The following is a 24,568-nucleotide window of genomic DNA, read 5'->3' on the forward strand; positions in this document are numbered from 1 at the left end:
GAAGGCTTTTGACCGCGCCCGCCGCTGGCATAGTTCCTTTTGTGCTGCGGCCATGTTATGGCGGCGGCATCTTTACCTAAGGAGAGAGGCCATGGCCCATAAGGTGTTCATCGACGGCGAGGCTGGCACGACCGGTCTGCAAATCCGCGAGCGGCTCGAAGCGCGCGCGGATATCACGCTCGTTCAGGTGGACCCGGCCCGACGCAAGGACGCCGATGCGCGTTCCGAGGCGCTGGCCGAAGCCGATGTGGCCATCCTGTGCCTGCCCGATGATGCCGCGCGCGAGACCGTGCGGCTGGCCGAGCCGCATGGCACCAAGATCATCGACGCCTCCACCGCGCACCGTGTCGCCGAAGGCTGGGTCTTCGGGTTCGCCGAGATGGCCGAGGGCCAGCGCGAGGCGATCGCCGCGGCGCAATTCGTGTCCAACCCCGGCTGCTGGTCGACCTGCGCCATCGCGCTCATTCGCCCGCTGGTGGAGGCGGGGCTGATCGACCCCGCCGCAGGGCCGGCCATTTCCGGCGTGTCGGGCTATACCGGCGGCGGCAAGGGCATGATTGCCGAGTATGAAAGCGGCGAGACCAATGGCTCGTTCCTCTATGGCGCGTCGCAGGGCCACAAGCACCTGCCCGAGATCGTCAAGCACGGGCTGCTGAGCGCGGTGCCGGTGTTCGTGCCCTCCGTGGGCGCCTATGCGCAGGGCATGGCGGTGGCGGTGCAACTGCCCGCCATGGGCAGCGAGGGCCAGGCCGCGGCCGAGGCGGCGCTGCGCAAGGCCTATGCCGGTGAGCGCTTTGTGTCGGTGGTCGAGGCATCGGTGCATGAGCCGCGGGTCATGCCGCAGCGGCTCAACGGCACCAATGCGCTGGCGCTTTCCGTGCATGGCAACCCGGCGACCGGCGCGGTGACGCTGATCGGCGTGCTCGACAACCTCGGCAAAGGCGCGTCGGGCGCGGCGGTGCAGAACCTCAACATCATGCTCGGCTGCGACGAGGCCGCAGGGCTTGAGGGGGCCGAGGCCGCGGCAGCCTGAGCGCTGGTGCCGGGAGGGGGCGCTGCCCCCGTCCGCTGACGCGGACTCCCCCGGCGTATTTGGCAAAGAGAAGAAGGGGCGCGGTCCGGCGGGGCGGCGCCTTTTTTCGTGGGCTGCGCGGGGGAGGGCGGCGCTGCGCGCGGGCAAAGAAAAACGCGGCGCCTCCGGGGAGGCTCCGCGTTCGAGAATTCAGACCTGTGGCGGGCTCAGGTGTTGAACAGGAAGTGCAGCACGTCGCCGTCCTTGACCATGTAGCTCTTGCCCTCGGCGCGCATCTTGCCCGCTTCCTTGGCGCCCTGTTCGCCCTTGCAGGCGACAAAATCATCATAGGCGATGGTCTCGGCGCGGATGAAGCCGCGCTCGAAATCGCCGTGGATGACGCCAGCGGCCTGCGGGGCGAGCGTGCCCTGCGGGATGGTCCAGGCGCGGGCCTCTTTGGGGCCGACGGTGAAATAGGTTTCAAGGTGCAGCAGCTCGTAACCGGCGCGGATGAGGCGGTCGAGCCCGGCTTCTTCGAGGCCCAGCTCCGAGAGGAACATCTCGGCTTCCTCGCCGTCGAGCTGGCTGATCTCTTCCTCGATCTTGGCGGAGATCACCACGTGGCTGTTGCCCTGCGCGGCGGCCATCTCGGCGACCTTTTCCGACAGCGCGTTGCCGGTGGCGGCCTCATCCTCGTCGACGTTGCAGACGTAGAGCACCGGCTTGGAGGTCAGCAGCTGCAGCATGCGCCACTGTTTGGCGTCCTCGGCATCGACCTCGACGAGGCGCGCGGGCTTGCCCGCTTCGAGCATCGCCATGGCGTCCTTCATCAGGCGCTCTTGCTGGATCGCCTCCTTGTCGCCGCCGCGCACCTTGCGCACGATGTTCTGCAGGCGCTTCTCGAGGCTCTCCATGTCGGCGATGATCAGCTCGGTCTCGATGGTCTCGGCATCGGCCACCGGATCGACACGGCCGTCGACGTGGGTGACGTCGTCATCCTCGAAGCAGCGCAGCACATGGGCGATGGCGTCGGTCTCGCGGATGTTGGCGAGGAACTGGTTGCCGAGGCCCTCGCCTTTCGACGCGCCCTTCACCAGCCCGGCGATGTCGACGAAGGTCATCCGCGTGGGGATGATCTGCTTCGACCCGGCGATCTGCGCCAGCGTGTCGAGGCGGCTGTCGGGCACCGCCACGTCGCCCACATTGGGTTCGATCGTGCAGAAGGGGAAGTTGGCCGCCTGCGCGGCGGCGGTCTTGGTCAGGGCGTTGAAAAGGGTCGATTTGCCCACGTTGGGCAGACCCACGATCCCCATGCGAAATCCCATGTCGTGCTCCTAAGGCTCGGGCTTGGCGTTCTTGCGGTCGCGCCGCTTCTAGTCGCCGCCCGCGCCCCTTGCAAGCGCCAGCCCCGACAGATGCGGCACCTGACGGTACCAGAAGCGCCAGTAGAGCAGCAGCGCCGCAACGCCGAGGCCGAGGCTCAGGCCCATCCAGACGCCGCCCGCGCCATAGCCCAGCGGGAAGCCCAGCACATAGGCGGCGGGCAGGCCGATCAGCCAGTAGGACACGGCGGCGATGATCATCGGCACTTTGGTGTCCTGCAGCCCGCGCAACACGCCCAGCACGATCACCTGAATCGAGTCGACCAGTTGGAACACCGCGGCGAGCAGCAGCAGCAGCGTGCCGAGCCGCAGGATCTCGGCGCGGCGCGGCTCGTCGTCCGACAAGAAGAGGTCGATCAGCGTCTCGGGCATGCCGAGGAACAGGATCACCGTCAGGATCACGGTGCCGATGGAGAGGATCTGCGCGGCCATGGCACCGCGGGTCAGGAAGGGCAGGTCGCTGCGGCCCATGGCCTGACCGGCGCGCACCGTGGCGACGTTGGAAAAGCCGAGGTGGATCATGAAGATCGCGCCCGAAAGCTGCATCGCGATGCCATGCGCCGCCAGCGGCAGCGTGCCCAGCCAGCCGACCAGCACCGCCGTGGCGGCAAACAGCCCGACCTCGGCCAGCGTGGTGAGGCCGATGGGCCAGCCAAGCTGGAACACCTCGCGCAGCATCTCCATGTCGGGGCGCCAGAAGTGGAACCAGATCTGATGCTCGGGCAGGCGCAGCCGCGCGTAGAGGATCACCCCGAAGAACGACGCGCTATGGGCGCAGATCGAGGCGATGGCGGCGCCGCGGATGCCAAGCTCTGGCGCGCCCCAATTGCCGAAGATCAGGGCGTAATTCGCCGCCGCATTGACCAGCGCCGCCGCGACGGTGATCCACAGCACCGCGCGGGTGTGTTCAAGCGCCGCCAGATAGCTTTTGAAGACCATGACGCCGAGCGCGGGCAGCAGGCCGCAGCCCGCGATGCGCAGGTAGGTCTGGGCGTTTGCCGCAACGATATCGTCCTGTCCCAGCAGCCGCAGCAGCGGGCCCGAGAACCACAGGATCGGCAGCGCCAGCAGGAAGAAGGCGGCAGACAGCCACAGGCCCATGCGGGCGACCCTGCGCACATGCACCTCGTCGCCGCGCGCGGCGTATTGCGCGACCATCGGCATCACCGCAAAGGCAAACCCCGAGCCAAAGAGGAACAGCACCTGAAACAGCGTCATCGACAGTGTCAGGGCAGCCAGTTCCGGCACGCCATAGCGCCCCATCATCACCGTATCGGTCAGGCCGATGGTGAGCTGCGCCAGATGGCCGCCGATCAACGGCAGGCCCATCACCAGAACGGCGCGGATATGGGCGGAATATGGCAGGTCTTGCGTCATATACGGGCTTTATTCTGACGCAATTGTTCGCGCAACCTCAGAGTGTGCGCAACAGGAGTTGGGCCGCGAAGAGTGTGACAATCGCGCCCGCCGCCGCCTCGAGCAATGCCAGCGCGCGGGCGGTGCCGGGGCCGGAGGCGAAGCGGGTCAGCGCGCCTTCGCGCAGCGAGACCGAGGCCAGCGCCACCACGAGCGTCACCGAGGCGGTGCCCAGCCCCATGGCGAAGGCGCCGAGGATGCCGGCCATGCCGATGCCCATCCGCCACGTGAGGATGAGCAGGAACAGCGCGCCGGTGCAGGGACGGATGGCGATGGCACCGATTAGCAGGACCGCGTCGCGCAGGGAGTGCACCTTTTGCGCCTGTTCAAGGCTGGGGCCATGGGCATGGCCGCAGGTCTGGCAGATGCCCTCGTGGTCGTGGTCGTGGTCGTGGTCGTGGTCGTGGTCGTGGTGGACGTGTGTCGCGTGGCGGTTGGCCAGAAGGCGGCGCAGCCCGCGCAGCAGCAGGTAAAGGCCGATCCCGGCGATCGCGGCGTAGCTTGCCGGGGCGAACCACTCCTCGGCGGCGGCGGTCATCCGCTCGCGCCCCCAGCGCAGCAGCCAAACCCCGGCATAGACCAGCAGCACCGCCGCGGCGGCCTGCGCGAGGCTCGAGGCCACCGCCAGTGCCGACAGTCGCAACAGTGCCACGCGCCGACCCAGCCCGTAGCCGCCGATCAGCAGCTTGCCGTGGCCCGGTCCGACCGCATGGAAAAAGCCGTAGCCGAAGCAGATTGCCATCAGCGCCATCATCGCTCCCGGCTCGCCAGCCCGCAGAGCCCGGAGGCCGCGCGCCATGGCGTTCTGCGCCTCGCGCTGGCCTTCCATCGCCATCACGGCCAGCCGGTCCGCACCGCCAAAACCCCAGAGCCAGACCGCCGCCGCCAGCACCAGCAGGGCGGCGAGCGTCAGGAGGCGGCGCATGTCACCTCGATGCGGTCGGCGAAGTCGCGGCCGGGCTCGATCTCGAGGAACTGATCCTCGGGGATCTGCGCCAGCTCCTGCTGCATCTTGCGCGCGGCCTCGTCGAGGTCGGGCTTTGCGACCGCCGCCGTGCAGGGGGCGGGCAGGGTGATCGGCAGGCTCGCTTCGAAGGCGATGTAATAGGTCGGGTCATAGGGCTCGATCACCAGACCATCGGCGGGGGCAGGGCTGACGCTGCGGCGATGCACCGAGGTGATCCGCCCCTCGTCGACCGAGACGGAGACGAACTCTGGCGCGCCGAGGGTCAGCTTCTGCTCGCCCGAATACATGTAAAGATCGCCTTCGAAGCCCTCGTACCAATTGTCGAGATCGAAGCGTTCCAGCGCCGTGAGTTCAGCAGGCGTGAGGGCGCCATCGCCGTCGGCATCGAGCCCCATGTCCTCGAGAATGAGCAGCGAGAAGAAATCGTCGTAGCGCCAAGTCACCTCGACCGAGACGACATTGCGCTCGGCATCGAGGTCCAGCGCCAGCCCCACATCCGCAAACACATGCGGATGCGCCTGCGCGACCGGGGCGCAGAGCAATGCGGCGGCGGGCAGGGCGACGAGACGGCGAAGGAGTTTTCGAAAAGGGTGCATGGCGGCGCGACGTTACAGCGTTTCGAAGCCGCCACAAGCTTTTGCCCCGAGCTTCGGCGGCTTCGTGCTAGGGTGGCCTCATTTGAGACATGATTCCCTTGGGAAATTTTTATGGCAAGTTTGATTGATCTGACGGGGTTCGCCCCACAGGCCCGGCAGTTTTTGTCCGAGCTTGAAGCCAATAACGACCGGGCGTGGTTTCACACGAACCGGCAACGCTACGACAGCGAGGTGAAACGCCCCGCCGAACTCATGATGGCGCAACTCACCCCCGAGCTTGAAACCCTGTGCGGCGAGCGGCCCCGACCCAAGCTGTTCCGGGCGCATAGGGATGTGCGCTTCAGTGACGACAAACTGCCGTTTCACACGCATCTTCATGCGCTCTGGGCGCTGCCCGACGGCAGGGCATGGTATTTCGCGCTGTCGCCCAGCTACGCCACCGCGGGGGCGGGGATTCTCAAATTCGACGCGCGTCAGATGCTGGCGTGGCAGGCGGCGCTTATGGGGCATGAGGGGGAAGAGTTGGAGCGCTTCATCGAGCGCAGCGGCGCGCGGATCGATCCGGCACCGGATCCAGACCAGATGGTCCCTTCCGGGCCGCGGTCGGAATTGATGCGGCGGCCGGGCTGCGTGCTCTGGATCGACGGCATTTACGATACGCTCAGCCCGGACCCGGTGGGTGCGTTGCAGCAGTGCTATGCGCGGCTGCAACCATTGCAGGACTGGCTGGGCCAGCGGCTCTGACGCTCACTCGGGCGCGCTTTGCTTGGCTGCTGGCGCGGCAGGCGTCGGGCTCAGCGCCGTGCCCAGAATATGCTCGGAGCGGTGGATCACATGCGCCGCGCCGCCGACGATCAGCGGATCGGGCGGGGTGGCGATGCGGCGGTCCTTGCCGGGATAGTCCAGCGTCGACAGAAAGTGCCGCATGCAATTGATGCGCGCGCGCTTCTTGTCATCGGATTTCACCACCGTCCATGGCGCGTCGGCGGTGTCGGTGTAGAAGAACATTGCCTCTTTGGCTTCGGTGTAGTCGTCCCATTTGCCAAGGCTCGCCTTGTCGATCGGCGAGAGCTTCCACTGTTTCAGCGGGTCGGTCTCGCGGCTCTGGAAGCGGGACTTCTGCTCTTCGCGGGTGACCGAGAACCAGTATTTGTAAAGCCGGATGCCCGAGCGCACGAGCATGCGTTCAAGCTCGGGGGTCTGGCGCATGAACTCGAGGTAATCATTGGGCTCGCAGAACCCCATCACCCGCTCGACGCCCGCGCGGTTGTACCACGAGCGGTCGTAGAGCACGATCTCGCCCGCGGTGGGCAGATGTTCGACGTAGCGCTGGAAATACCATTGCCCGCGCTCTTCGACGCTGGGTTTGTTGAGCGCGACGACGCGGGCGTGGCGCGGGTTGAGATGCTCGGTGAAGCGTTTGATCGTGCCGCCCTTGCCAGCGGCGTCGCGCCCCTCGAAGAGCAGCACGAACTTCATGCCGGTCTCTTGCGCCCAAAGCTGCACCTTCAGCAATTCGGCCTGAAGCTGCGCCTTCTGCCGTTCGTAGCTGCGCCGGGCCATCTTCTTGGCATAGGGATACTCGCCGGTCTCGAACGCGTGGCGGATCTCGTCCGGGGTCGGTCCGCGGTGATGCGGCATATGCGGGGGGATGGCGATCTCGGGAGCGGCGGCGCCATCCGGCGCCACGGCCGGAGTGTCGGCGGTGGGCTCATCTGCTTGCGGGGTCTTGGGCATCTGGGTCATCGCGAACTCCTCGGCGGCGGCTGGGCATGTGATGTCCCAGCCTACGCCCAAAGCCTGCGCCTGCCTTTGATACCTGTCAAATCCCGCCCAGCGGTTTATCCGCGCAATACGCTGCGCCAATCATGCTGCGGGGCGAAACCGAGCATCTGCCGCGCCTTGGCGTTGCTGAAGAACGCCTGCCGCGGCTGCATCGGGGTTTTCACCGGCACGCCGTCGTAGAACTGGCTGCGCAGTGCCTCATTGTCCTGCGGCACGGCAAGGTCGTCGTTGACCACGTTGAACACCTCATATCCCAGCCCATCGGTGTCGAGGCAGCGCTCGACCATCTGCGCCAGATCGCGCACGTCGATATAGCCGAACATATTGCGCAGCCGCAGGCCGGGGTCCTCGGCGAAGGCCGGGAAGTCGCGGTGATAATCCTCGATCTCGCAGACGTTGGAGATGCGCAGCCCGTAGATGTCCTGCCCGCTGCGCTTCTGGATGCTGCGCGCGGTGGCCTCGTTGCAGACCTTCGAGATCGCATAGGCATCCTCGGGCACGGTCGGGTGCTCTTCGTCGATGGGCAGATAGGCGGGCTGGCGCGGGCCATCGGCAAAGCAGATGCCATAGACCGTCTCGGAACTGGCGAAGATCACCTTGGGAATGCCCAGCTTGGCGGCGGCCTCCAGCACGTTGTAGGTGGATTGCGTGTTGACCCGGTAGGTCTCGCAATCGGGCTGGATCAGAATGCGGGCGAGCGCGCCGAAATGCACCACCGCATCGAACTTCGGCAGGCCGGTGCCGGTCTCGAGCTCGTCGAAGCCCGCGTAGGAGGTGAGCGCGCCCCAGACCTGTCCGGGATCGGCAAGATCGGTGATCAGATCGTGCACGCCGGAATGCCCGAGCGGCGCGAGATCGGCGTTCAGGATGCGGTGGCCGCGTGCCGCGAGATGCGGCACGACATGGCGCCCGGCCTTGCCGCTGCCGCCGGTGAACAGAATGCGCATGGGGGTCTCCTCGTGATGTCTCCTCGCCGTGCAGCTAAGGCGTGGGGCGCGGCGAGGTCCAGAGGCGGCGGAGGATTTGGCGGGCTCCCGCAGCATCATGGCGTGCCGAGCGGGCCGCCGCCGTCAGACATGCGCTTGATTTTCCCTTGGGTATCCGGCAGAGCTTTCGCGACATTCCGGGCGCCCCGCGCGCCCGCCTGCGAAGGGAAGGACCGCCATGACCCGCATCGACGCCAAATTCGCCGCCCTGAAGGAAGAGGGCAAGAAGGGATTCGTTGCCTATGTGATGGCCGGGGACCCCGATTTCGACCGCTCGCTGGAACTGGTGCGCGGTCTGCCCGAGGCGGGTGTCGACGTGATCGAACTGGGTCTGCCCTTCACCGATCCGATGGCCGATGGCGAAACCATCCAGCTGGCCGGGCAGCGCGCGCTCGAAGCAGGCATGACGCTGAACCGCACGCTGGAACTGGTGCGGGAATTCCGCAAGGGCGACGACAGCACGCCGATCGTGATGATGGGCTATTACAACCCGATCTACAGCCACGGCGTGGACAAGTTCCTTGAAGAGGCGCGCGAGGCGGGCATCGACGGGCTGATCATCGTCGACCTGCCGCCCGAGGAAGACGAAGAGCTTTGCATCCCGGCGCAGAAGGCGGGTCTGAATTTCATCCGCCTCGCCACGCCGACCACCGATGACAAGCGCCTGCCGAAAGTGCTGCAGAACACCTCGGGCTTTGTCTATTACGTCTCGATCACCGGGATCACCGGCGCCGCTGCGGCGCAGGCCACCGATGTCGGCCCCGAGGTCGCGCGGATCAAGGCGGGCACCGATCTGCCGGTGATCGTCGGCTTCGGCATCCGCACGCCGGAAACCGCCGAGAGCATCGCCGGTGTCGCCGATGGCTGCGTCGTCGGCTCGGCCATCGTCGCGGCCATGGCGGAGGGCAAGCCGGTCGCCGAGGTGCTGGGATTCGTCAAATCCCTCGCCGATGGGGCGCATCGCGCCTGACCCGGCGTAGGAGGCGAAACGTCGCCTGATCGAACGCACCCTGACACAAAATACCCCAAAGCCGCGCCGCCCGCCGAGCGCGGCTTTTTCGTGCCCGGCCACAGAGCTTGCGTGGCGCGCAGCAGGGCGAGGGGCGCTGCCCCTCGCGCTCCCCGGCGTATTTTCAAAGAGAAGAAGTGCAGGACCTGCCTTGGCCGGAATGGCGTGTTACCGCCACCAGCCGCATTGACACTCCGGGCCGCAGGCTTCATCTTCATTTGGTATACCATTTTGCGGGAGGAGCACTTTGGCAGAGATCACGGTGATCGGGCTCGGCTCGATGGGCATGGGCATGGCGCAATCGCTGCTGCGGGCAGGACACGTCGTGCACGGGCTGGATATTTCGACCGAGCGGATGGAGGCCTTCAGGGCCGAAGGCGGTGCCGAGGGCAGTCTCGCCGAGGCGCTGGCGGCAAGCTCGATCCTTGTCTGCGTGGTGCTGAACGCCGCGCAGACCCGCGAGGTGCTGTTCGGAGAGGCAGGCGCGGCGGCGCATCTGCCGCAGGGCGCGGCGATCATTTCCTGCGCCACAATCGCGCCCAGTCAGGCGCGCGAGTTCGCCTCTGAGGCCTCGGCGAAAGGGCTGCACTATCTCGACGCGCCGATCTCTGGCGGCGCGGTGAAGGCGGCGCAGGGCGCGCTGTCGATCATGGCGTCGGGCACGCCCGAGGCCTTTGCCGCGGCGCAGCCCGCGCTGGACGCCATGGCGGCCACCGTGCATCCGCTTGGGGATGAGGCCGGGGCGGGCAGCGCGATGAAGGCGGTGAACCAGTTGCTGGCGGGGGTGCATATCGCCGCCATGGGCGAGGCGATGGCGCTGGGCGTGAGCCAAGGCCTTGATCCGGCGCGCATCGTCGAGGTGATCTCGGCTTCGGCGGGCACCAGCTGGATGTTCGAGAACCGCGGCCCGCATGTGGTCGAGGGCGATTACACCCCGCGCTCGGCGGTCAACATCTGGCCCAAGGATCTGGGCATCGTCGGCGGCATCGCCAGTGAGGCGCATCTTCCGGTGCCGATGACCGAGGCGGCGCTGTCGCAGTTCAAGGCCGCGGCCGAGGCCGGCGACGGGCTGATCGATGATGCGGCGGTGATCAAGGTCTATGCTCGCGCGGCGGGTCTCACCTTGCCGGGAGACGCGTGATGCTGCTGGGCTGTATCGGCGATGATTTCACCGGCTCGAGCGATCTTGGCAACACGCTGGTCAAGCAGGGCATGCGCACGGTTCAATACGTTGGCGTGCCGACGGGCGATGCGGCGCCGGAGGTCGAGGCCGGGGTGGTGGCGCTGAAGTCGCGCTCCATTCCCGCCGCCGAGGCGGTGAGACTGTCTTTGCAGGCGCTGGAGTGGCTGCAGGCGCAGGGCTGTCAGCAGTTTCTGTTCAAATATTGCTCGACCTTCGACTCGACCGCAGCGGGCAACATAGGCCCGGTCGCCGAGGCGCTGGCGGATGCGCTCGGCACCCAGAGCGTGATCTTCTGCCCGGCCTTTCCGGCGACGGGGCGGACGATCTATCAGGGCCATCTTTTCGTGCAGGATCACCTGCTGTCCGAAAGCGGCATGGAAAACCATCCGCTGACCCCGATGACAGACCCCGACCTGCGCCGCGTGCTGGCCGCGCAGGTGTCGCGCGATGTCGGCCATGTGCCCGCCAGCGCGGTGTGGCAGGGGCCGGAGGCGATCCGCGCGCGGCTTGCGGAAGAGGCGGAGGCGGGGCGCGGCTTCGTCATCGCCGACGCGATCCGCGACGCGGATCTGCTGACTTGGGGCAAGGCGCTGGGGGGCAGCAAGCTGCTCACCGGCGGCTCGGGCATTGCGCTGGGTCTGCCGGGCAACTTCGCGCTTTCGGGCAAGGCCGGGGCATGGACGGGGCAGGGCGGGCAGGTGGTCGCGCTCTCGGGGTCCTGCTCGAACGCCACCCGCGCGCAGGTCGCGGCCCACTGTGGGCCGAAGCGCGAGGTCACCGCAGAAGAGGCGCTTGGCGGGCTGACCGCCGAGACGCTGGCTGAGTGGGCGGTGGCCCAAGATGGGCTGCCGCTGATCTACTCTTCGGCAGAGCCAGCGACGGTGGCCGAAGCGCAGAAAAAGCACGGGCGCGAGACGGTCGCCGCGGCGCTGGAGGGGCTTTTCGCGCAGACCGCCGCCGCGCTGGCCGCCAAGGGCGTAAAGCGGATCATCAGTGCCGGGGGCGAGACCTCGGGCGCGGTGGTCGAGGCGCTGGCTCCCGAGGCGCTGGAGATCGGGCCGGAGATCGATCCCGGCGTGCCGGTCATGCGCGCGGGCGAGATGGTGCTGGCGCTGAAGTCGGGCAACTTCGGCGGGGCGGATTTCTTTGCCAAGGCCGCGCGCGTGATGGAGCAGGGCGCATGAGCGAGACCAAGCTGCGCGAGCAGATCTGCGAGATGGCCGCCTCGATGTTCCAGCGCGGCCTCACCGGCGGCGCATCGGGCAATATCTCGGCGCGCACCGAGGATGGCGGGCTGCTGGTCTCGCCCACCGGCTCCAGCTTCGGCAGCCTCGATCCGGCGCGGCTGTCGCGTTTCGACGACCGCGGCATGCTGATCGGCGGCGACAAACCGACCAAGGAGATGCCGCTGCACAGCGCCTTCTACGAGACCCGCGGCAAGACCGGGGCCGTGGTGCACCTGCATTCGAGCCATGCGGTGGCGTGGTCGATGATGCCCGACATCGATCCCGAGAACCTGCTGCCGCCGCTCACCGCCTATGCGGTCATGCGGCTCGGCAAGGTGCGGCTGCTGCCGTTCTTCGTGCCGGGCGATCCGGCCATGGGCGATGCGGTGCGCGGGCTGGCGGGCAAGCGCTCGGCAGTGGTGCTGGCCAACCATGGCCCGGTGGTCGCGGGCAAGGATCTCGAGGCAGCGGTCTATGCGATGGAAGAACTGGAAGAGACCGCCAAGCTGGCGCTGCTGCTGCAGGGGCACCGGCCGCGCATGCTCACCTCTGGACAGGTGAAGCAGGTGGTCGACAAGTTTGACGTGGAGTGGGACTGAGACATGAAGTTTTCCGCAAACATCGGATTTCTCTACACCGAGCTGCCGCTGCCCGAGCGTATCCGCGCCGCGAAGCGCGACGGGTTCGACGCGGTGGAGTGCCATTTCCCCTATGACGTGCCTGCGGCCGAAATGAAGGCGGCGCTCGACGAGACCGGCTTTGCCATGCTCGGGCTCAACACCGTGCCCGGCGATGTGGCGGGCGGGGATTTCGGCCTTGCCGCGCTTGCCGGTCGTCGCGATGAGGCGGCGGCGGCGGTGAAGCAGGCGGTGGACTATGGCGCTGCGATCGGCGCGCAGAACGTGCATGTGATGGCCGGTCGGACCGATGGCGGCGCCGAGGCCGAGGCGGCCTATCGCGAGACGCTGAGCCTTGCCTGCGATCTGGCGGGCGAGAAGGGCATGGGCGTGCTGATCGAGCCGATCAATCATCGCGACGTGGCGGGCTATCACCTGTCGCGTGTCGAACATGCCGCCGAGATCATCGACGCGCTGGGGAAGGACAACCTGCGCATCATGTTCGACTGTTATCACACGCAGATCATGCAGGGCGATCTGCTGATGCGCTTCAAGGCGCATCTGCCGCTGGTCGGCCATGTGCAGATCGCCGCAGTGCCCGACCGGGGCGAGCCCGATGGCGGCGAGATTTGCTTCGAACGCCTGCTGGCCGGTCTTGCCGAGGCGGGCTGGGCGGCGCCGGTGGGCGCGGAATACAAGCCGCGCGGCGGGGATACGAAGGCCGGTCTCGGCTGGCTCGCGCCCCTGCGCGCGGCGCTGAATTGACCCAACAAGGATTGTTGAGATGACGGATGTACTGGCGGTCGGCAGCCCCGACCAGAAAAGCCGCGAGGCGCTGGCTGAACTGGGCTGGACCCATGTGGAAAGCCTCGACGCCGCGCAGGCGCTGGGTGAAGAGACCCGCAAGGGCGTGAAGGCCATCGCCTTTTTTGGTCACAGCCCCTTTGCAGGCGCGCAGATGGAGGCCTTCCCGGCGCTTGGGCTGATCGCCAACTTCGGCGTCGGCTATGACGCGATCAACGTGGGTGATGCCTCGGCGCGCGGCATCAAGGTGACCAACACGCCCGATGTGCTGAACGATGATGTGGCCGATCTTGCGGTGGCGATGCTGCTGGATTTCTGCCGCGACATGCGCGGCGCCGAGGCGCATGTGCGCTCGGGCGACTGGGGCAACAAAGGCCCGCATCCGCTGCAGCGCAAGATGAGCGGGCAGAAGGCCGGGATCCTCGGCATGGGCCGCATCGGGCGCGAGGTCGCCGACCGGCTGGCCGCCTTCAAGATGGAGATGCACTATCACGCGCGCTCCGAGAAGGAGACGCCGGGCTGGACCTTCCACGCCGATCCGGTGGCGCTGGCGCGCGAGGTGGATTTTCTGGTGATCGCCCTCGTCGGCGGCCCGGCCACCGAAGGCTATGTCTCGAAAGAGGTGATCGAGGCGCTGGGGCCGACCGGCGTGCTGATCAACATCTCGCGCGGCACCACGGTGGACGAAGAGGCGCTGATCGAAGCGCTGCAGAAGGGCACCATTCAGGGTGCCGGGCTGGACGTGTTCCTCAACGAGCCGAACCCGGACCCGCGCTTTCTGACGCTGGAGAACGCCGTGCTGCAGCCGCATCAGGCCTCGGCCACGCATGAGACCCGCGCGGCGATGGGCCAGCTGCAGCGCGACAACGTCGCGGCCTTCCTTGCGGGCAAGGACCTGCTGACGCCGGTAAATTGAAGGCGGTGAACTGAGCCGGGTGAACTGAGGCGCAACGTCCTCCGAAGGACGTTGCAAATCTCTTGCAAGAGATTTGGCCCCTGCCGCTGGCGGGGGCTTTTCCTTGCGCCGCTTCTCTTGGCGGGCCGGATCGGGTAGGGCGGGCGCAGCCACCACTTGAGGACCGCATCATGCAGCCATGGGAACTTCTCGCGACGGCGCAGGCGCCGCAGGGCGACACGCTGCGGCTGCTGCGGCGCGGGCATGAATATTCGATCCGTCTGCAGGGCGGCAACGAGTTGATGAGCAGCCGTCTCAGCGGCTCGGAGGAGGCACTGGCGACGCTGGCGCTAGAGGCGCTCGGCGGGCGCGCCGCGCCGCGGGTGCTGATTGGCGGGCTCGGCATGGGCTTCACCCTGCGCGCGGCGCAGGAGGTGGCCGCCAAGGACGCGCGTCTGATCGTCTCGGAAATCGTGCCGGAGCTTGTCGGCTGGGCCACCGAGCATATGGGCGCGGTCTTTGGCGATTGCCTCGACGACCCGCGGGTGGAGATCCGCACTGGCGACGTGGCCGCAGAGATCCGCGGTGCCGAGGCGGGCAGCTACGATGCCATCCTGCTCGACGTGGACAACGGCCCCGACGGGCTGACACGGGCGGGCAACGACTCGCTTTATGGGGAGCGCGGGCTGCAGCACGCGCGGCGGGCGCTGAGCAAGGGCGGCGTGCTGGCGGTCTGGTCGGCGGCGCAGGATCAGGGGTTCACCCGGCGGCTCGGGCAGAACGGCTTTGCCGCCAAGGCGCATATGGTGCGCGCCGGGCGGACCAAGCGCGGCGCCAAACATACGATCTGGATCGCGCAGAAAACCGGCGCCTGAGAGACCGGCGCCTGACGCGGCGCCGGTACATCGTTCTAAAGCAATGTCTTAGGCAAAGATGCCGGGCACCAGCGCGCCGCGCGCCTGAATGACCTTGGCGGCCAGCTGCATCGCCTCGGCTGCGGCGTCCTGCGGCGCCTTGCCCTGTGCCAGCCCGGCCAGCAGACCGGCGGCAAAGCTGTCGCCCGCGGCGGTGGTGTCGACCACATCGGTCACGGTCTGCGCCTCGATCTGGTGCATCCCGGCCTCGCGCTGCCACAGGTGCAGCGCGTCGCCGCCCTGTTTGACCGCCACCATGTCGGCCCCGCCTTCGCGGTAACGCTCGATGGTTTCGGTGGGGGTGGCATCGCCGAAAAGGCTTTCTTCCTCGTCGAAGCTTGGCAGCACGATGTCGGCGGTGCGGGCGCCCATGGTCAGCCCGGCGCGCATCGCTTCGGTGCTTTCCCACAGCTTGGGCCGCAAGTTGGTGTCGAAGGAGACGATCGCGCCCTTCTTGCGCGCCCGCGCCAGTGCGCCGCAGAACATCTCGCGCTGCTTCGGCGGCAGGATGGCCAGCGTGATGCCCGAGAAATGGATCATCTCGCGGCCCTTCAGAATGCCGTCGAGCCACGTCAGATCGTCGGCCATCAGCTTTGCCGCCGACTGGCCGCGCCAGTAGGAGAAGCTGCGCTCTCCGCCGTCGAGCGAGATCATGTAGAGCCCGACGGTGCGGTCCGAGACACGCTTGACCGTCGACACGTCGACCCCTTCGCCCGAGATGAAATCGAGCATCTCGGTGCTCACGGCGTCCTCGCCCACGCAGGTGCCATAGCTCACCGACCACTCCTCCGGGAGCAGGCGGCGGGCGTACCATGCAGTGTTGAACGTGTCGCCGGCAAAGCCGCGCTTGTAGAGGCCGTCTCCGGCCTGCGACAGTTCAACCATGCATTCTCCGAGGGCGAGGAAAGCGGTCACAGAAGGTTTCTCCGGGATAGGTTGCGCATCAATGCGCCAGCGCCAAAGGTCCATTCCGGGGCCTCGGTCGACAGGCGTACGGTGTTCTCTAGCGCACCGAGCGCGGGTTCGGAAATGGTTACCACGTCACCGACGTGATGGGTGAAGCCCTGACCGGGTGCGTCGCGGTCCTCGGTCGGCGCGAAAAGCGTGCCGAGGAACAGCATGAACCCGTCGGGATACTGGTGGTGGCGGCCGATGGTCTGGCCGACGATCGACGCCGGATCGCGGCTGATCTGGCTCATCGACGAGGCACCGTTGAGCACGAAACCATCCTCGCCCTTCACCGTCATCGTCAGCTCTGCCTTGCGCACGTCGTCGAGCGTGTAGCTCTCGTCAAAGAGGCGGATGAACGGGCCGATGGCGCAGGAGGCGTTGTTGTCCTTGGCCTTGCCGAGCAGCAGCGCCGAGCGGCCCTCGACGTCGCGCAGGTTCACGTCATTGCCCAGCGTTGCGCCAAGGATGTCGCCGCGCGAGTTGATCGCCAGAACGATCTCGGGCTCGGGGTTGTTCCATTTGCTGATCGGGTGCAGGCCCACCGTCGCGCCCCAGCCGACCGCGGCCATGGGCTGGGATTTGGTGAAGACCTCGGCGTCGGGGCCGATGCCCACCTCGAGGTATTGCGACCACATGCCTTCCTGCTGCAGCACGCGCTTCACTTCCATCGCCTTCTCGGAACCGGGCTCGATGCCCGACAGCGAGTCGCCGATGATGGATTTCACCTTGGCGCGGATCGCCTCGGCGGCGTCGGGGTCGCCTGCCGCTTGCTCCTCGATCACCCGCTCGACCATCGACTGCGCGAAGGTCACGCCCGAGGCTTTCACCGCCTGCAGATCGCAGGGGGCCAGCAGGTGCAGCACATCCTCGCCCGCGTTTTCCTTGGACCCTTCGGCGAGATCGGACAGCGTGCCGATCTCTTCGCCGGTGGCCGCGCGCAGGGCCGCCGCCGGATCGTCGCCCTCCAGCAGGTCGCGCATGGTGGGGATCGCCGTGCTGGTGATGTCCACCAGTGTCTCGCCGCGCAGCGCGACAACGGCAGGTCCGACGCCGGGGCGCCAGACGCGACCGACAAAAAGAGCATCAGGGGTGGGGTTGCTATGCGGGAGCATGAAATCTCTCCTAGTCAATTAATCTTGGGGCGGCAACAGTTTGCCGGGGTTCAGGATGCCCTGCGGATCGAAGGACGCCTTGATGCGCCGCATCCAATCGAGGGCGGGGCCGTGTTCGGCCTCCATGTATTTTTGCTTGCCGATGCCGATGCCGTGCTCGCCGGTCACCGTGCCGCCGAGCCGAAGCGCGGTCTCGTTGAGCTTTCCGGCAAAGGCGTGCACCGCCTCGACCTCCGCCGGGTCGGCGGGGTTGAAGCGCGCGGCGCAGTGGAAATTGCCGTCGCCCACATGGCCGACGATGGTGCTGACCAGCCCCGCCGCGCGGGCGTCGGCCTGCGCCTGCAGCACCGCCTCGGCAAGCTGCGAGATCGGCACGCAGACATCCGTGGCCAGCGTGCCGAACTCCGCCCCGGGGCGCAGCGCGGCAGAGGCGAAATGGGCATTGTGGCGCATCTTCCACAGTGCGTTGCGGGCCTCGGTGGTATTGGCCTCGGCCCAGGCTTCCATGCCGAACTCCTCGGCGATCTCGCGAAAGCTCTCGGATTGCTCGGCGACGCCCGCCGGGCTGCCGTGGAACTCGACAAACAGATGCGGCTGCTCGGGCAGGCTCGATCCGGCGTGGATGTTGAAGCCGCGCACCATCATCTCGTCCACCAGTTCGATCCGCGCCATCGGCAGGCCGGACTGGATGGTCAGGATCACGCAGTTCACCGCATCCTCGACGGACGGAAAGCGGCAGGTGGCCGAGGCGATGCCCTCGGGCAGACCGTGCAGCTTCAGCGTCAGCTCGGTGATGATGCCGAGCGTGCCTTCGCTGCCCACCAGCAGATGCGTCAGATCATAGCCCGCCGAGCTTTTGCGCGCCTTGGTGCCGGTGCGGATGATGCTGCCGTCGGACATCACCGCCTCCAGCGCCAGCACGTTCTCGCGCATGGTGCCGTAGCGCACCGCCGTGGTGCCCGAGGCACGGGTGGCCGCCATACCGCCAAGCGAGGCATCGGCGCCGGGGTCGATGGGGAAAAAGAGGCCGGTGGCCCGCAGTTCCTCGTTCAGCTCGGTGCGGGTGACACCGGGCTGAACCACCACGTTGAGATCCTCGGCGTTGACCTCCAGCACCTTTTTCATGCGCGAGAAGTCGAGGCTGATGCCGCCCTTGACCGCCAGATGCTGGCCTTCCAGCGAGGTGCCGGTGCCGAAGGGGGTGATCGGCGTGCCGGTCTCGGCGCAGAAGCGGACGATGGCGGCGACCTCCTCGGTGGTTTCGGGGAAGGCCACGGCGTCGGGCATGGCGAGGGGGAAATGCGCCTCGTTCCGCGCGTTCTGCTCGCGGATGGCATCGCTGGTGGCAAGGCGGTCACCAAGGAGCTGTTCGAGCGGGGTGAAGAGGGTCATTTCTCAGGTCTCCAAGTTTGGGTGCCGGGCGCAGGCCCGCCCGGACGAAATCAAAGCCAGCGCTACGACAGCCGGGCGAGCGCCTGCCCGTGGGGTGGCGCCGCGACGGTCGAGGTCCGCGCTTTATATCAGCCAAGCCCGGGCGACCTTCGTGCGTCTCGCAAGGGTGACAGAGCGCCAGCCCGCCGGGACGGGCAAGCGCTGGCCCGGCGGCTTCGCCTTGATTCCGGGCGGCCTTACTTGCCCCAGTTCAGCACGAGCGGATCGAGCGGCTTGATCAGCTCGATCAACATCGAAGCGGTATCGGGATGCAAGGGGGCAATCGGGTGGCGGCAGAAGGCCGATTTGATCACGCCGCCCACCTGCATCGCGTGCTTGGCCGACCGAAAGCCGCACTGGCGGTTCTCATGGTTCACCGCGGGCAGCACGCGGGCATAGCCGTCGATCGCCGCCTGCCGGTTGCCAGCAAGGAAATCCACCACGATCGGGCGGATCTGATCGGGGATCATCGCCGAGGTCATGCAGCCGGTCGCCCCGGCGTCGAGGTCCGCGAGCAGGGTGATCGCCTCTTCGCCGTCGAAAGGCGCCTCGATGGCCGCGCCGCCCTCTGCGATCAGGCTGCGCAGCTTGGCGGCGGCCTGCGGGCATTCGATCTTGAAGAGCTTCAGCATCTCGATCTCATTGGCCATTTTCACCAACAGCGGCACCGGCAGATCGACACCCGAGAGCGGCGCATCCTGCAGCATGATCGGAATGCCCACTTCACCCACCTGCCGGAACTGCTCAAAGGTCTGCTCGGCAGTGCCCTTCATCAGCGCGCCGTGGTAGGGCGGCATCATCATCACGATGTCGGCGCCAAGGTCCTTGGCGTATTGCGCGCGCTCCACCGCGATGGGGGTGGCATAATGCGAGATCGTCACGATCACCGGCACACGGCCCGCCACATGCTCGACGCAGAGCTTGGTGAGGATCGCGCGCTCGTCGTCCGACAGCAGGAACTGCTCGGAGAAATTGGCGAGGATGCAGATGCCGTCGACGCCCATGTCGATGGTGCAGTCCAGAACGCGCTTCATGCCCTCGAGATCAAGCGAGCCGTCGTCGTGGAACGGCGTCGGCACGACGGGCCAGCATCCGGTATATTTGGTCATTCTAAAGGTCCTCCCGAATAGTCGATGTCTGAGTGTCAGGTTCCGCCGAAGGCCGACACGAGGGCCAGCGCGACGACGCCCAGCATGGCCAGCGCCATGCCGTAATTGATCAGCCGCTGGGTGCGGTAGCTGAGGTTGAGCCGGTGCAGGGTCACCCCCGCCTTCAGCCACGCCAGATGCACCGGGAGCCAGATCGCGTTCATGATGAGGATCTTGGCGGCGGTCTCGAAGCCGAGGCTCTCTGGCGCAAAGGAAAACCCGGTGAACATGGCGGTGTTCACCGCATAGGCCTTGGGGTTGATTACTTGCAGCAGGACGCCCGCACGCACGCCCGGCGCGGTCTTGGCCTCGATGAAGGCGATGCGGCTGCCCGCCAGCGCGATGCGTGCGGCGAGATAGAGCAGGTAGCACACCGACAGCCCCATCAACACGATACGCACGGCGGGCACCGACAGGATGATCGCGGCAAAGCCGGTCAGCACCAGCGTCATCACAAGGTTCGTGCCGATCCACAGGCCCGCGCCGTAACGCAATCCGCCCTGCCAACCGTAGGCCGAGCCAACCCCGGCGATCGAAAGAACCCCGGGGCCCGGCGTGATGAACAGCAGAAAGACGGCGGCGGCAAAGCTCAGCATGGGCCGGGCTTTCGGTCCTGCGGGGCTGCGCCGGGGAGTGTCACGTCGCTGTCCTCTCTTGCGGGCGGGGCGGTTTTGCACGGGCCCCGCTTGCATCGCGGTTCATTTGGTATACCATTTTCCTGAATACGGTCCCGCCGCGTTTTGTCAATGGGATTGCGGGTACGCGCAGCCCTTGCGGCATGCGCGCGGCGGCCAAGGGTAGAGGAGAAATCATGTCCCTGTTCGATCTGACGGGCCGCACCGCGCTGGTGACCGGCTCGACCATGGGTATTGGCTTTGCGCTGGCGCGCGGCCTCGCGCAGGCGGGAGCCAAGGTGCTGCTCAACGGGCGCAATCCGCAGCGGCTGGAAGAGGCGGTAGAGACGCTGAAGGGCGAGGGGCTGCAGGCCGAAGCGCTTGGCTTTGATGTCGTCGACCACGACGCGGCCCGCGCCGCCATTGATGGCTACGAGGCCGAGCATGGCCCCATCGACATCCTGATCAACAACGCCGGGATGCAGCACCGTGGCCCGCTCGAAGACTTCGATCCCGAGGCCTTCGACAAGCTGATGCGCACCAATGTCTATTCGGCCTTTTACGTCGGGCAGGCCTGCGCGCGGCATATGATCGGGCGCGGCGCGGGCAAGATCGTAAACATCGCCTCGGTGCAGAGCGCCTTGGCGCGGCCGGGGATCGCGCCCTACACCGCCTCCAAGGGGGCGATCACCAATCTGACCAAGGGTATGGCGACCGATTGGGCCAAGCACGGGCTCAACTGCAACGCCATCGCGCCGGGCTATTTCAAGACGCCGCTGAACGCCGCGCTGGTTGCCGACCCCGAGTTCAGCGCATGGCTCGAGAAGCGCACCCCGGCGGGCCGCTGGGGCGATGTGGAGGAACTGGTGGGCGCCTGCGTCTTCCTCTGCGCCCCGGCCTCGAGCTTTGTGAACGGCCACACGCTGTTCGTCGATGGCGGCATCACCGCCTCGCTGTAACCACATCTCTGGGAGGAGAGACCATGAGCGACAAACCCGTAGTGGGCTTCATCGGCGTCGGGCTGATGGGCCACGGCATGGCCAAGAACATCCTCAAGGGCGGCTACCCGCTCTGGATCAAGGGCAACCGCGACCGCGCGCCGGTCGAGGATCTGCTGGGGCAGGGGGCGCAGGAGGCGGCCTCGCCGAAGCAAATGGCCGAGACCTGCGACATCATCCATCTTTGCCTGTCGAACTCGCCGCAGGTCGAGGGGGTGATGCGCGGCGACGAGGGCATCCTTGCGGGCGCGCGCCCGGGGCTGATCGTGGTGGATTGCTCTACCGCCGATCCGGCCTCGACCGAGGCGCTGGCGGCGGAACTGGCCGAGAAGGGCGGGGCGATGGTCGACGCGCCGCTCGGGCGCACGCCGAAGGAGGCCGAGGAGGGCATGCTCGACGCCATGGTTGGGGCCGATGACGAGAGCTTTGCCAAGGTCGAGCCGGTGATCCAATGCTGGGCGGGCAACATCAACCGCGTCGGCGGGGTCGGCGCGGGCCACAAGATGAAGCTGGTGATGAACCTTATCTCGATGAGCTATGCCGCGCTTTATGCCGAGGCGACGGTGCTGGCCGCCAAGTCCGGTATCTCGCCGCAGACCGTGCGGCAGGTGATCGGCTCGAGCCGTCTGGGCAACGGGTTCTTCGACACCTTCATGCGCTACGCGGTGGATCGCGACAAGGACGCGCATAAGTTCAGCATCTTCAACGGTGGCAAGGATGTGCGCTACGCCAATGCCATGGCGGCCAAGGTCAACGCCCCGGCGCTGATCGCCAGCGCCACGCGGCATTACTTCGCCACCGCCGAGGCGACGGGGCATGGCGCGGATTATGTGCCCAGCCTGTCGGACCGGATCGCCGAGATGGGCGGAATCGATCTGGCCGAGGAGGTGAAGAAGGGCGAGGGGTAGAGCACGGGCAGGCGCCCGTCCGGCTCCCGTTCCGCGTGCTTAGCTCGTCGCGCGGCGCACCACGGTGAAACCCATATTCTCGCGCAGACCCTTGGGCAATTCGCCCGCGAGGATCAGCTCGGCGGCGCGGCGTCCGATCGCCATGCCGTCGATATGCACCGTGGTCAGCGCCAGCGCGGCGGGGCTCGCCATATCAAAATCCCCGAAGCCCGAGATCGCCAGCTGTCCCGGCACGTCCAGCCCGCGCCGCCATGCTTCGCAGAGCGCGCCGCTGGCCAGCATGTCGCTGACGCAGACCACCGCCTCGGTGTCGGGCCAGCGCTGCAGGATCTCGCCCAGCCCCTGCGCGCCAAGCTCGGGCCCGGCGACGCCGGGCCGCGGCGTGACGGCGACGATGCGCTCTTCCGCCAGTTGCCCGCAGAGATCCACATAGCCCTGCCGCCGCAGCTGCGCGCGGGTGTCATGTTCGCGGTTGAGCCCGAGGAAGGCGACGCGCCGCCGCCCGGTCTCGATCATGTGGCGGGTGATCGCCGCGCCCGCCTCGCGGTTGAAAAATCCCACCGCCGCATGTACCGGCGGATCGGGCAGGCCCCAAACCTCCAGCACCGGGATGCCCGCACGCTCCAGCAGCGCGTGGGCGGCGGGCGTGTGGCGGTCCGAGGTCAGCACCAGCGCCTCGGGGCGGCGTCCAAGCATGGTCGAGATCAGGCTCGCCTCGGTCTCGGGGTCATATTGCGTGGTGGCCAGCATCAATTGCAGCCCGCCCGCGCCCAGCCCCTCGGTGAGGCCGCGGATGGTGGCGGCAAAGACCGGCTCTTCCAGCGTCGAGACCAGCGCCGCCACGATCCGCGACCGCTGCGAACTGAGCGCGCCCGCGGTCTCGTCGATGACATAGCCAAGCTCGTCGACCGCCGCCTGCACCTTGCGCAGCGTGCCGGGGCTGACCTTGCCGGGGGTGCGCAGCGCGCGGCTCACGGTGATCTTGCCGACCCCCGCCCGCGCCGCGACGTCGCCCATGGTCACCCATTTCCTGCCGTCTGCCATAATTGTCCCTGCCTGCCCTGTTGACGGCCTCTGATACGCGGTGGTACCGATACCACGGAAGGCCGAAAGCGGTCTCAGAGAATCGCAGTTTCGTGAGCGGGCCGTGCCGGTCTGCCCGATGAACCATCTGCGAGCCATCTGCATAAGAATGCCGCCGGGTGCGAGGCACGTCGCCGCCCGGCACAGCGCGAAGCCCGCCGCCCTCGCAAGCCGGCGGCGCTTCGCTGAGGGTCGGCTTCGGAGGAGGGGGCCGACCCTCTCTAATTTTCAGCCCCTCTCTAATTCTCAGAGATTGCGATGCTTCGCGCGGTATGCCGCAGGCGCTTCAGAACAGCGCCTGCGCCAGATAGAGCGTGCCCATCCCGGCGATCAGCGCACCGGTGACCGACAGGCGCAGCGCCACGAGGAAGGTCACAAGCGCGGCGATGACCCGCGCCGGTTCGGTCTCGCCGCCCGTGGCCTGCGGCCAGAGCACCAGCGGCGTCACCATGGCGGGCAGCACGCCGACGCCGACATATTTGAGGTGCAGCACGAACCACTCGGGCAATGTCTTGCGGCCGAAAAAGCCGAGGAAGGAAAACCGCACCAGAAAGGTGCCGATGCCCAGCAGCACCGTCAGGGTCCAGAAGGTTGCCGTGTCGATCATGCCTGCCTCCGAAGCGCGCGGCGGCGCAGGGCCATTTCGGTCTGCGCGCCCACCAGCATCGCCACCAGCGCCGCCGCGATCAGCCCCAGTCCGGCGGGAAACCCCGCGAAGAGAATCGCGCACAGCACCGACACGCCCGCCGCCAGCACATGCGGCAGCGAGCGCAGCAGCGGCGCGGTGATGGCGATGAAGCAGACGGGCGCGGCGAAATCGAGGTGCAGCGAGGCGGGAATCGCCGTGCCGATCACCGCGCCGAGCAGCGTGCAGCCGTACCAGAACGGGCAGATCAGAGCCATGACGCCGAAGTAATAGGCGACCTTTTCATCGCGACTCATGCCTGGCTTTTCCTCGTAGGTCTTCACAGCCACCGCATAGGCCTGATCGACCATGAGATAGGCCATCAGCGCCCGCGTGCCGAGCCGTGCGTGGCCCACATGCGGCACCAGCGCGGCGGAGTAGAGCGCCATGCGCAGGTTCACCGCCAAGGCGGCGGTCAGCGCGATGAACACCGGCGCGTTTTCCTGCAGCAGCGCCAATGCGGTGAACTGCGAGGCCCCGGCGATCACCAGCACCGACATGGCCATGACCTGCAGGATATCCAGCCCCGCGTCACGCGCTACGACCCCGAACAAAAGCGAGAAGGGGACCACCACCGCAATGAAGGGTGCGCAGTCGCGATAGCCCTGCCAGAAGGCATTTCGCCTCATGCGGGAAGTCCTTGGTGTGGATTCTTGCAGCCATGCAAGACCTGGAATTTAATAGATAAAACGCCGTTATAGGCCTGTCTTCCCTGCATCTGTGCGCCTCCCTCCCACGAATGCTCTTGCATTTGGTATACCAAATTGGGAAGCTGCCGCAAGGAAACAGCGCGTCCCCCGGCGCGCCCGAGAGGCGCGCGGGGAGGCGCGTCAAGGAGAGGAAGCG

25 protein-coding genes are annotated in these 24,568 nt (G+C 67.1%); 11 read left to right on the forward strand and 14 right to left on the reverse strand.

What is annotated here, in order from left to right:
* The first annotated feature begins 91 nt into the window (after positions 1-91).
* Positions 92-1,033 carry an N-acetyl-gamma-glutamyl-phosphate reductase gene (gene argC, locus G0A00_RS05245; protein ID WP_164182360.1) on the forward strand — a complete coding sequence of 314 codons (942 nt, stop codon included), beginning with the start codon at positions 92-94 and terminating at the stop codon, positions 1,031-1,033.
* Between the two features lie 206 nt (positions 1,034-1,239).
* On the opposite strand, the gene ychF is transcribed toward argC, so the two are convergent.
* From ychF to G0A00_RS05265, 4 genes are read right to left on the reverse strand one after another with little or no spacing between them, the layout of a single operon-like run.
* Positions 1,240-2,337, reverse strand: coding sequence for a redox-regulated ATPase YchF (gene ychF, locus G0A00_RS05250; protein ID WP_164182362.1), 1,098 nt, complete (start codon positions 2,335-2,337; stop codon positions 1,240-1,242).
* A 48-nt stretch (positions 2,338-2,385) separates the two neighbouring features.
* Positions 2,386-3,771, reverse strand: a complete 1,386-nt coding sequence (locus G0A00_RS05255; RefSeq protein WP_164182364.1) for an MATE family efflux transporter — start codon at positions 3,769-3,771, stop codon at positions 2,386-2,388.
* A gap of 37 nt (positions 3,772-3,808) precedes the next feature.
* Positions 3,809-4,735: a nickel/cobalt transporter gene (locus tag G0A00_RS05260; RefSeq protein ID WP_164182366.1), complete on the reverse strand. Its 927-nt coding sequence runs from the start codon at positions 4,733-4,735 to the stop codon at positions 3,809-3,811.
* A complete protein-coding gene (locus G0A00_RS05265) occupies positions 4,720-5,373 on the reverse strand; it encodes a DUF1007 family protein (RefSeq protein ID WP_164182367.1) in 654 nt (217 codons plus the stop codon). Before G0A00_RS05265 ends, G0A00_RS05260 begins: the two co-directional genes overlap by 16 nt.
* A 111-nt stretch (positions 5,374-5,484) precedes the next feature.
* Between G0A00_RS05265 and G0A00_RS05270 the strand changes: the two genes are divergently transcribed.
* The gene (locus tag G0A00_RS05270) at positions 5,485-6,117 is read left to right on the forward strand and encodes a DUF2461 family protein (protein ID WP_164182369.1); all 633 of its coding nucleotides are present in this window, start codon (positions 5,485-5,487) and stop codon (positions 6,115-6,117) included.
* 3 nt (positions 6,118-6,120) lie between these two features.
* On the opposite strand, the gene ppk2 is transcribed toward G0A00_RS05270, so the two are convergent.
* Together ppk2 and G0A00_RS05280 are read right to left on the reverse strand one after the other, a co-directional pair.
* Positions 6,121-7,014 (reverse strand): polyphosphate kinase 2, encoded by an 894-nt coding sequence (ppk2, locus tag G0A00_RS05275; protein WP_235953104.1) that lies wholly within the window; start codon positions 7,012-7,014, stop codon positions 6,121-6,123.
* A 200-nt stretch (positions 7,015-7,214) separates the two neighbouring features.
* On the reverse strand, positions 7,215-8,105 hold the full coding sequence (locus tag G0A00_RS05280) for an NAD(P)-dependent oxidoreductase (RefSeq protein WP_164182373.1): 891 nt from the start codon (positions 8,103-8,105) through the stop codon (positions 7,215-7,217).
* Between the two features lie 217 nt (positions 8,106-8,322).
* Here G0A00_RS05280 and trpA point away from each other — a divergent pair, with 217 nt between their 5' ends.
* From trpA to G0A00_RS05315, 7 genes are all read left to right on the forward strand, one after another.
* A complete protein-coding gene (gene trpA, locus G0A00_RS05285; RefSeq protein WP_066104822.1) occupies positions 8,323-9,114 on the forward strand; it encodes a tryptophan synthase subunit alpha in 792 nt (263 codons plus the stop codon).
* A 286-nt stretch (positions 9,115-9,400) separates the two neighbouring features.
* Positions 9,401-10,294: an L-threonate dehydrogenase gene (ltnD, locus tag G0A00_RS05290; RefSeq protein WP_164182375.1), complete on the forward strand. Its 894-nt coding sequence runs from the start codon at positions 9,401-9,403 to the stop codon at positions 10,292-10,294.
* Complete coding sequence (gene otnK / locus G0A00_RS05295; protein ID WP_164182376.1) at positions 10,294-11,520, forward strand: 3-oxo-tetronate kinase; 1,227 nt, start codon at positions 10,294-10,296, stop codon at positions 11,518-11,520. Before ltnD ends, otnK begins: the two co-directional genes overlap by 1 nt.
* Complete coding sequence (otnC, locus tag G0A00_RS05300; protein WP_164182378.1) at positions 11,517-12,161, forward strand: 3-oxo-tetronate 4-phosphate decarboxylase; 645 nt, start codon at positions 11,517-11,519, stop codon at positions 12,159-12,161. Before otnK ends, otnC begins: the two co-directional genes overlap by 4 nt.
* Before the next feature lie 3 nt (positions 12,162-12,164).
* Positions 12,165-12,944, forward strand: a complete 780-nt coding sequence (locus tag G0A00_RS05305; RefSeq protein WP_164182380.1) for a hydroxypyruvate isomerase family protein — start codon at positions 12,165-12,167, stop codon at positions 12,942-12,944.
* 19 nt (positions 12,945-12,963) lie between these two features.
* Entirely contained in the window at positions 12,964-13,899 is a 936-nt protein-coding gene (locus tag G0A00_RS05310; RefSeq protein ID WP_164182382.1) for a 2-hydroxyacid dehydrogenase, read from the forward strand.
* 170 nt (positions 13,900-14,069) lie between these two features.
* Positions 14,070-14,753 (forward strand): spermidine synthase, encoded by a 684-nt coding sequence (locus G0A00_RS05315; RefSeq protein WP_164182384.1) that lies wholly within the window; start codon positions 14,070-14,072, stop codon positions 14,751-14,753.
* Positions 14,754-14,801: 48 nt separating this feature from the next.
* Here G0A00_RS05315 and G0A00_RS05320 read toward each other — a convergent pair whose 3' ends face one another.
* The 5 genes from G0A00_RS05320 to G0A00_RS05340 form a co-directional block, all read right to left on the reverse strand.
* Positions 14,802-15,707 (reverse strand): sugar kinase, encoded by a 906-nt coding sequence (locus G0A00_RS05320; protein WP_164182387.1) that lies wholly within the window; start codon positions 15,705-15,707, stop codon positions 14,802-14,804.
* Positions 15,704-16,855, reverse strand: coding sequence for a fumarylacetoacetate hydrolase family protein (locus G0A00_RS05325; RefSeq protein WP_164182388.1), 1,152 nt, complete (start codon positions 16,853-16,855; stop codon positions 15,704-15,706). The genes G0A00_RS05320 and G0A00_RS05325 overlap by 4 nt, the downstream gene beginning before the upstream one ends.
* 18 nt (positions 16,856-16,873) lie before the next feature.
* Positions 16,874-18,247: an FAD-binding oxidoreductase gene (locus G0A00_RS05330; protein WP_164182389.1), complete on the reverse strand. Its 1,374-nt coding sequence runs from the start codon at positions 18,245-18,247 to the stop codon at positions 16,874-16,876.
* Positions 18,248-18,483: 236 nt separating this feature from the next.
* Positions 18,484-19,395, reverse strand: coding sequence for a dihydrodipicolinate synthase family protein (locus G0A00_RS05335; protein ID WP_164182390.1), 912 nt, complete (start codon positions 19,393-19,395; stop codon positions 18,484-18,486).
* Positions 19,396-19,430: 35 nt separating this feature from the next.
* Positions 19,431-20,030 carry a LysE family translocator gene (locus tag G0A00_RS05340; protein ID WP_164182391.1) on the reverse strand — a complete coding sequence of 200 codons (600 nt, stop codon included), beginning with the start codon at positions 20,028-20,030 and terminating at the stop codon, positions 19,431-19,433.
* Between the two features lie 215 nt (positions 20,031-20,245).
* On the opposite strand from G0A00_RS05340, the gene G0A00_RS05345 reads away from it, so the two are divergent.
* Both G0A00_RS05345 and G0A00_RS05350 read left to right on the forward strand, forming a co-directional pair.
* Entirely contained in the window at positions 20,246-21,007 is a 762-nt protein-coding gene (locus tag G0A00_RS05345) for an SDR family oxidoreductase (protein WP_164182392.1), read from the forward strand.
* A 23-nt stretch (positions 21,008-21,030) separates the two neighbouring features.
* A complete protein-coding gene (locus G0A00_RS05350) occupies positions 21,031-21,954 on the forward strand; it encodes an NAD(P)-dependent oxidoreductase (RefSeq protein WP_164182393.1) in 924 nt (307 codons plus the stop codon).
* A gap of 39 nt (positions 21,955-21,993) precedes the next feature.
* Here G0A00_RS05350 and G0A00_RS05355 read toward each other — a convergent pair whose 3' ends face one another.
* From G0A00_RS05355 to G0A00_RS05365, 3 genes are all read right to left on the reverse strand, one after another.
* Positions 21,994-22,998, reverse strand: a complete 1,005-nt coding sequence (locus tag G0A00_RS05355; RefSeq protein WP_164182394.1) for a LacI family DNA-binding transcriptional regulator — start codon at positions 22,996-22,998, stop codon at positions 21,994-21,996.
* A gap of 325 nt (positions 22,999-23,323) precedes the next feature.
* The gene (locus G0A00_RS05360; protein WP_066104857.1) at positions 23,324-23,644 is read right to left on the reverse strand and encodes an AzlD domain-containing protein; all 321 of its coding nucleotides are present in this window, start codon (positions 23,642-23,644) and stop codon (positions 23,324-23,326) included.
* The gene (locus G0A00_RS05365; RefSeq protein WP_164182395.1) at positions 23,641-24,351 is read right to left on the reverse strand and encodes an AzlC family ABC transporter permease; all 711 of its coding nucleotides are present in this window, start codon (positions 24,349-24,351) and stop codon (positions 23,641-23,643) included. The genes G0A00_RS05360 and G0A00_RS05365 overlap by 4 nt, the downstream gene beginning before the upstream one ends.
* Positions 24,352-24,568: the final 217 nt, after the last annotated feature.

The sequence above is a fragment of the Salipiger sp. PrR002 genome (genome assembly GCF_010500775.1).
In the GTDB taxonomy this organism is placed as follows: domain Bacteria; phylum Pseudomonadota; class Alphaproteobacteria; order Rhodobacterales; family Rhodobacteraceae; genus Salipiger.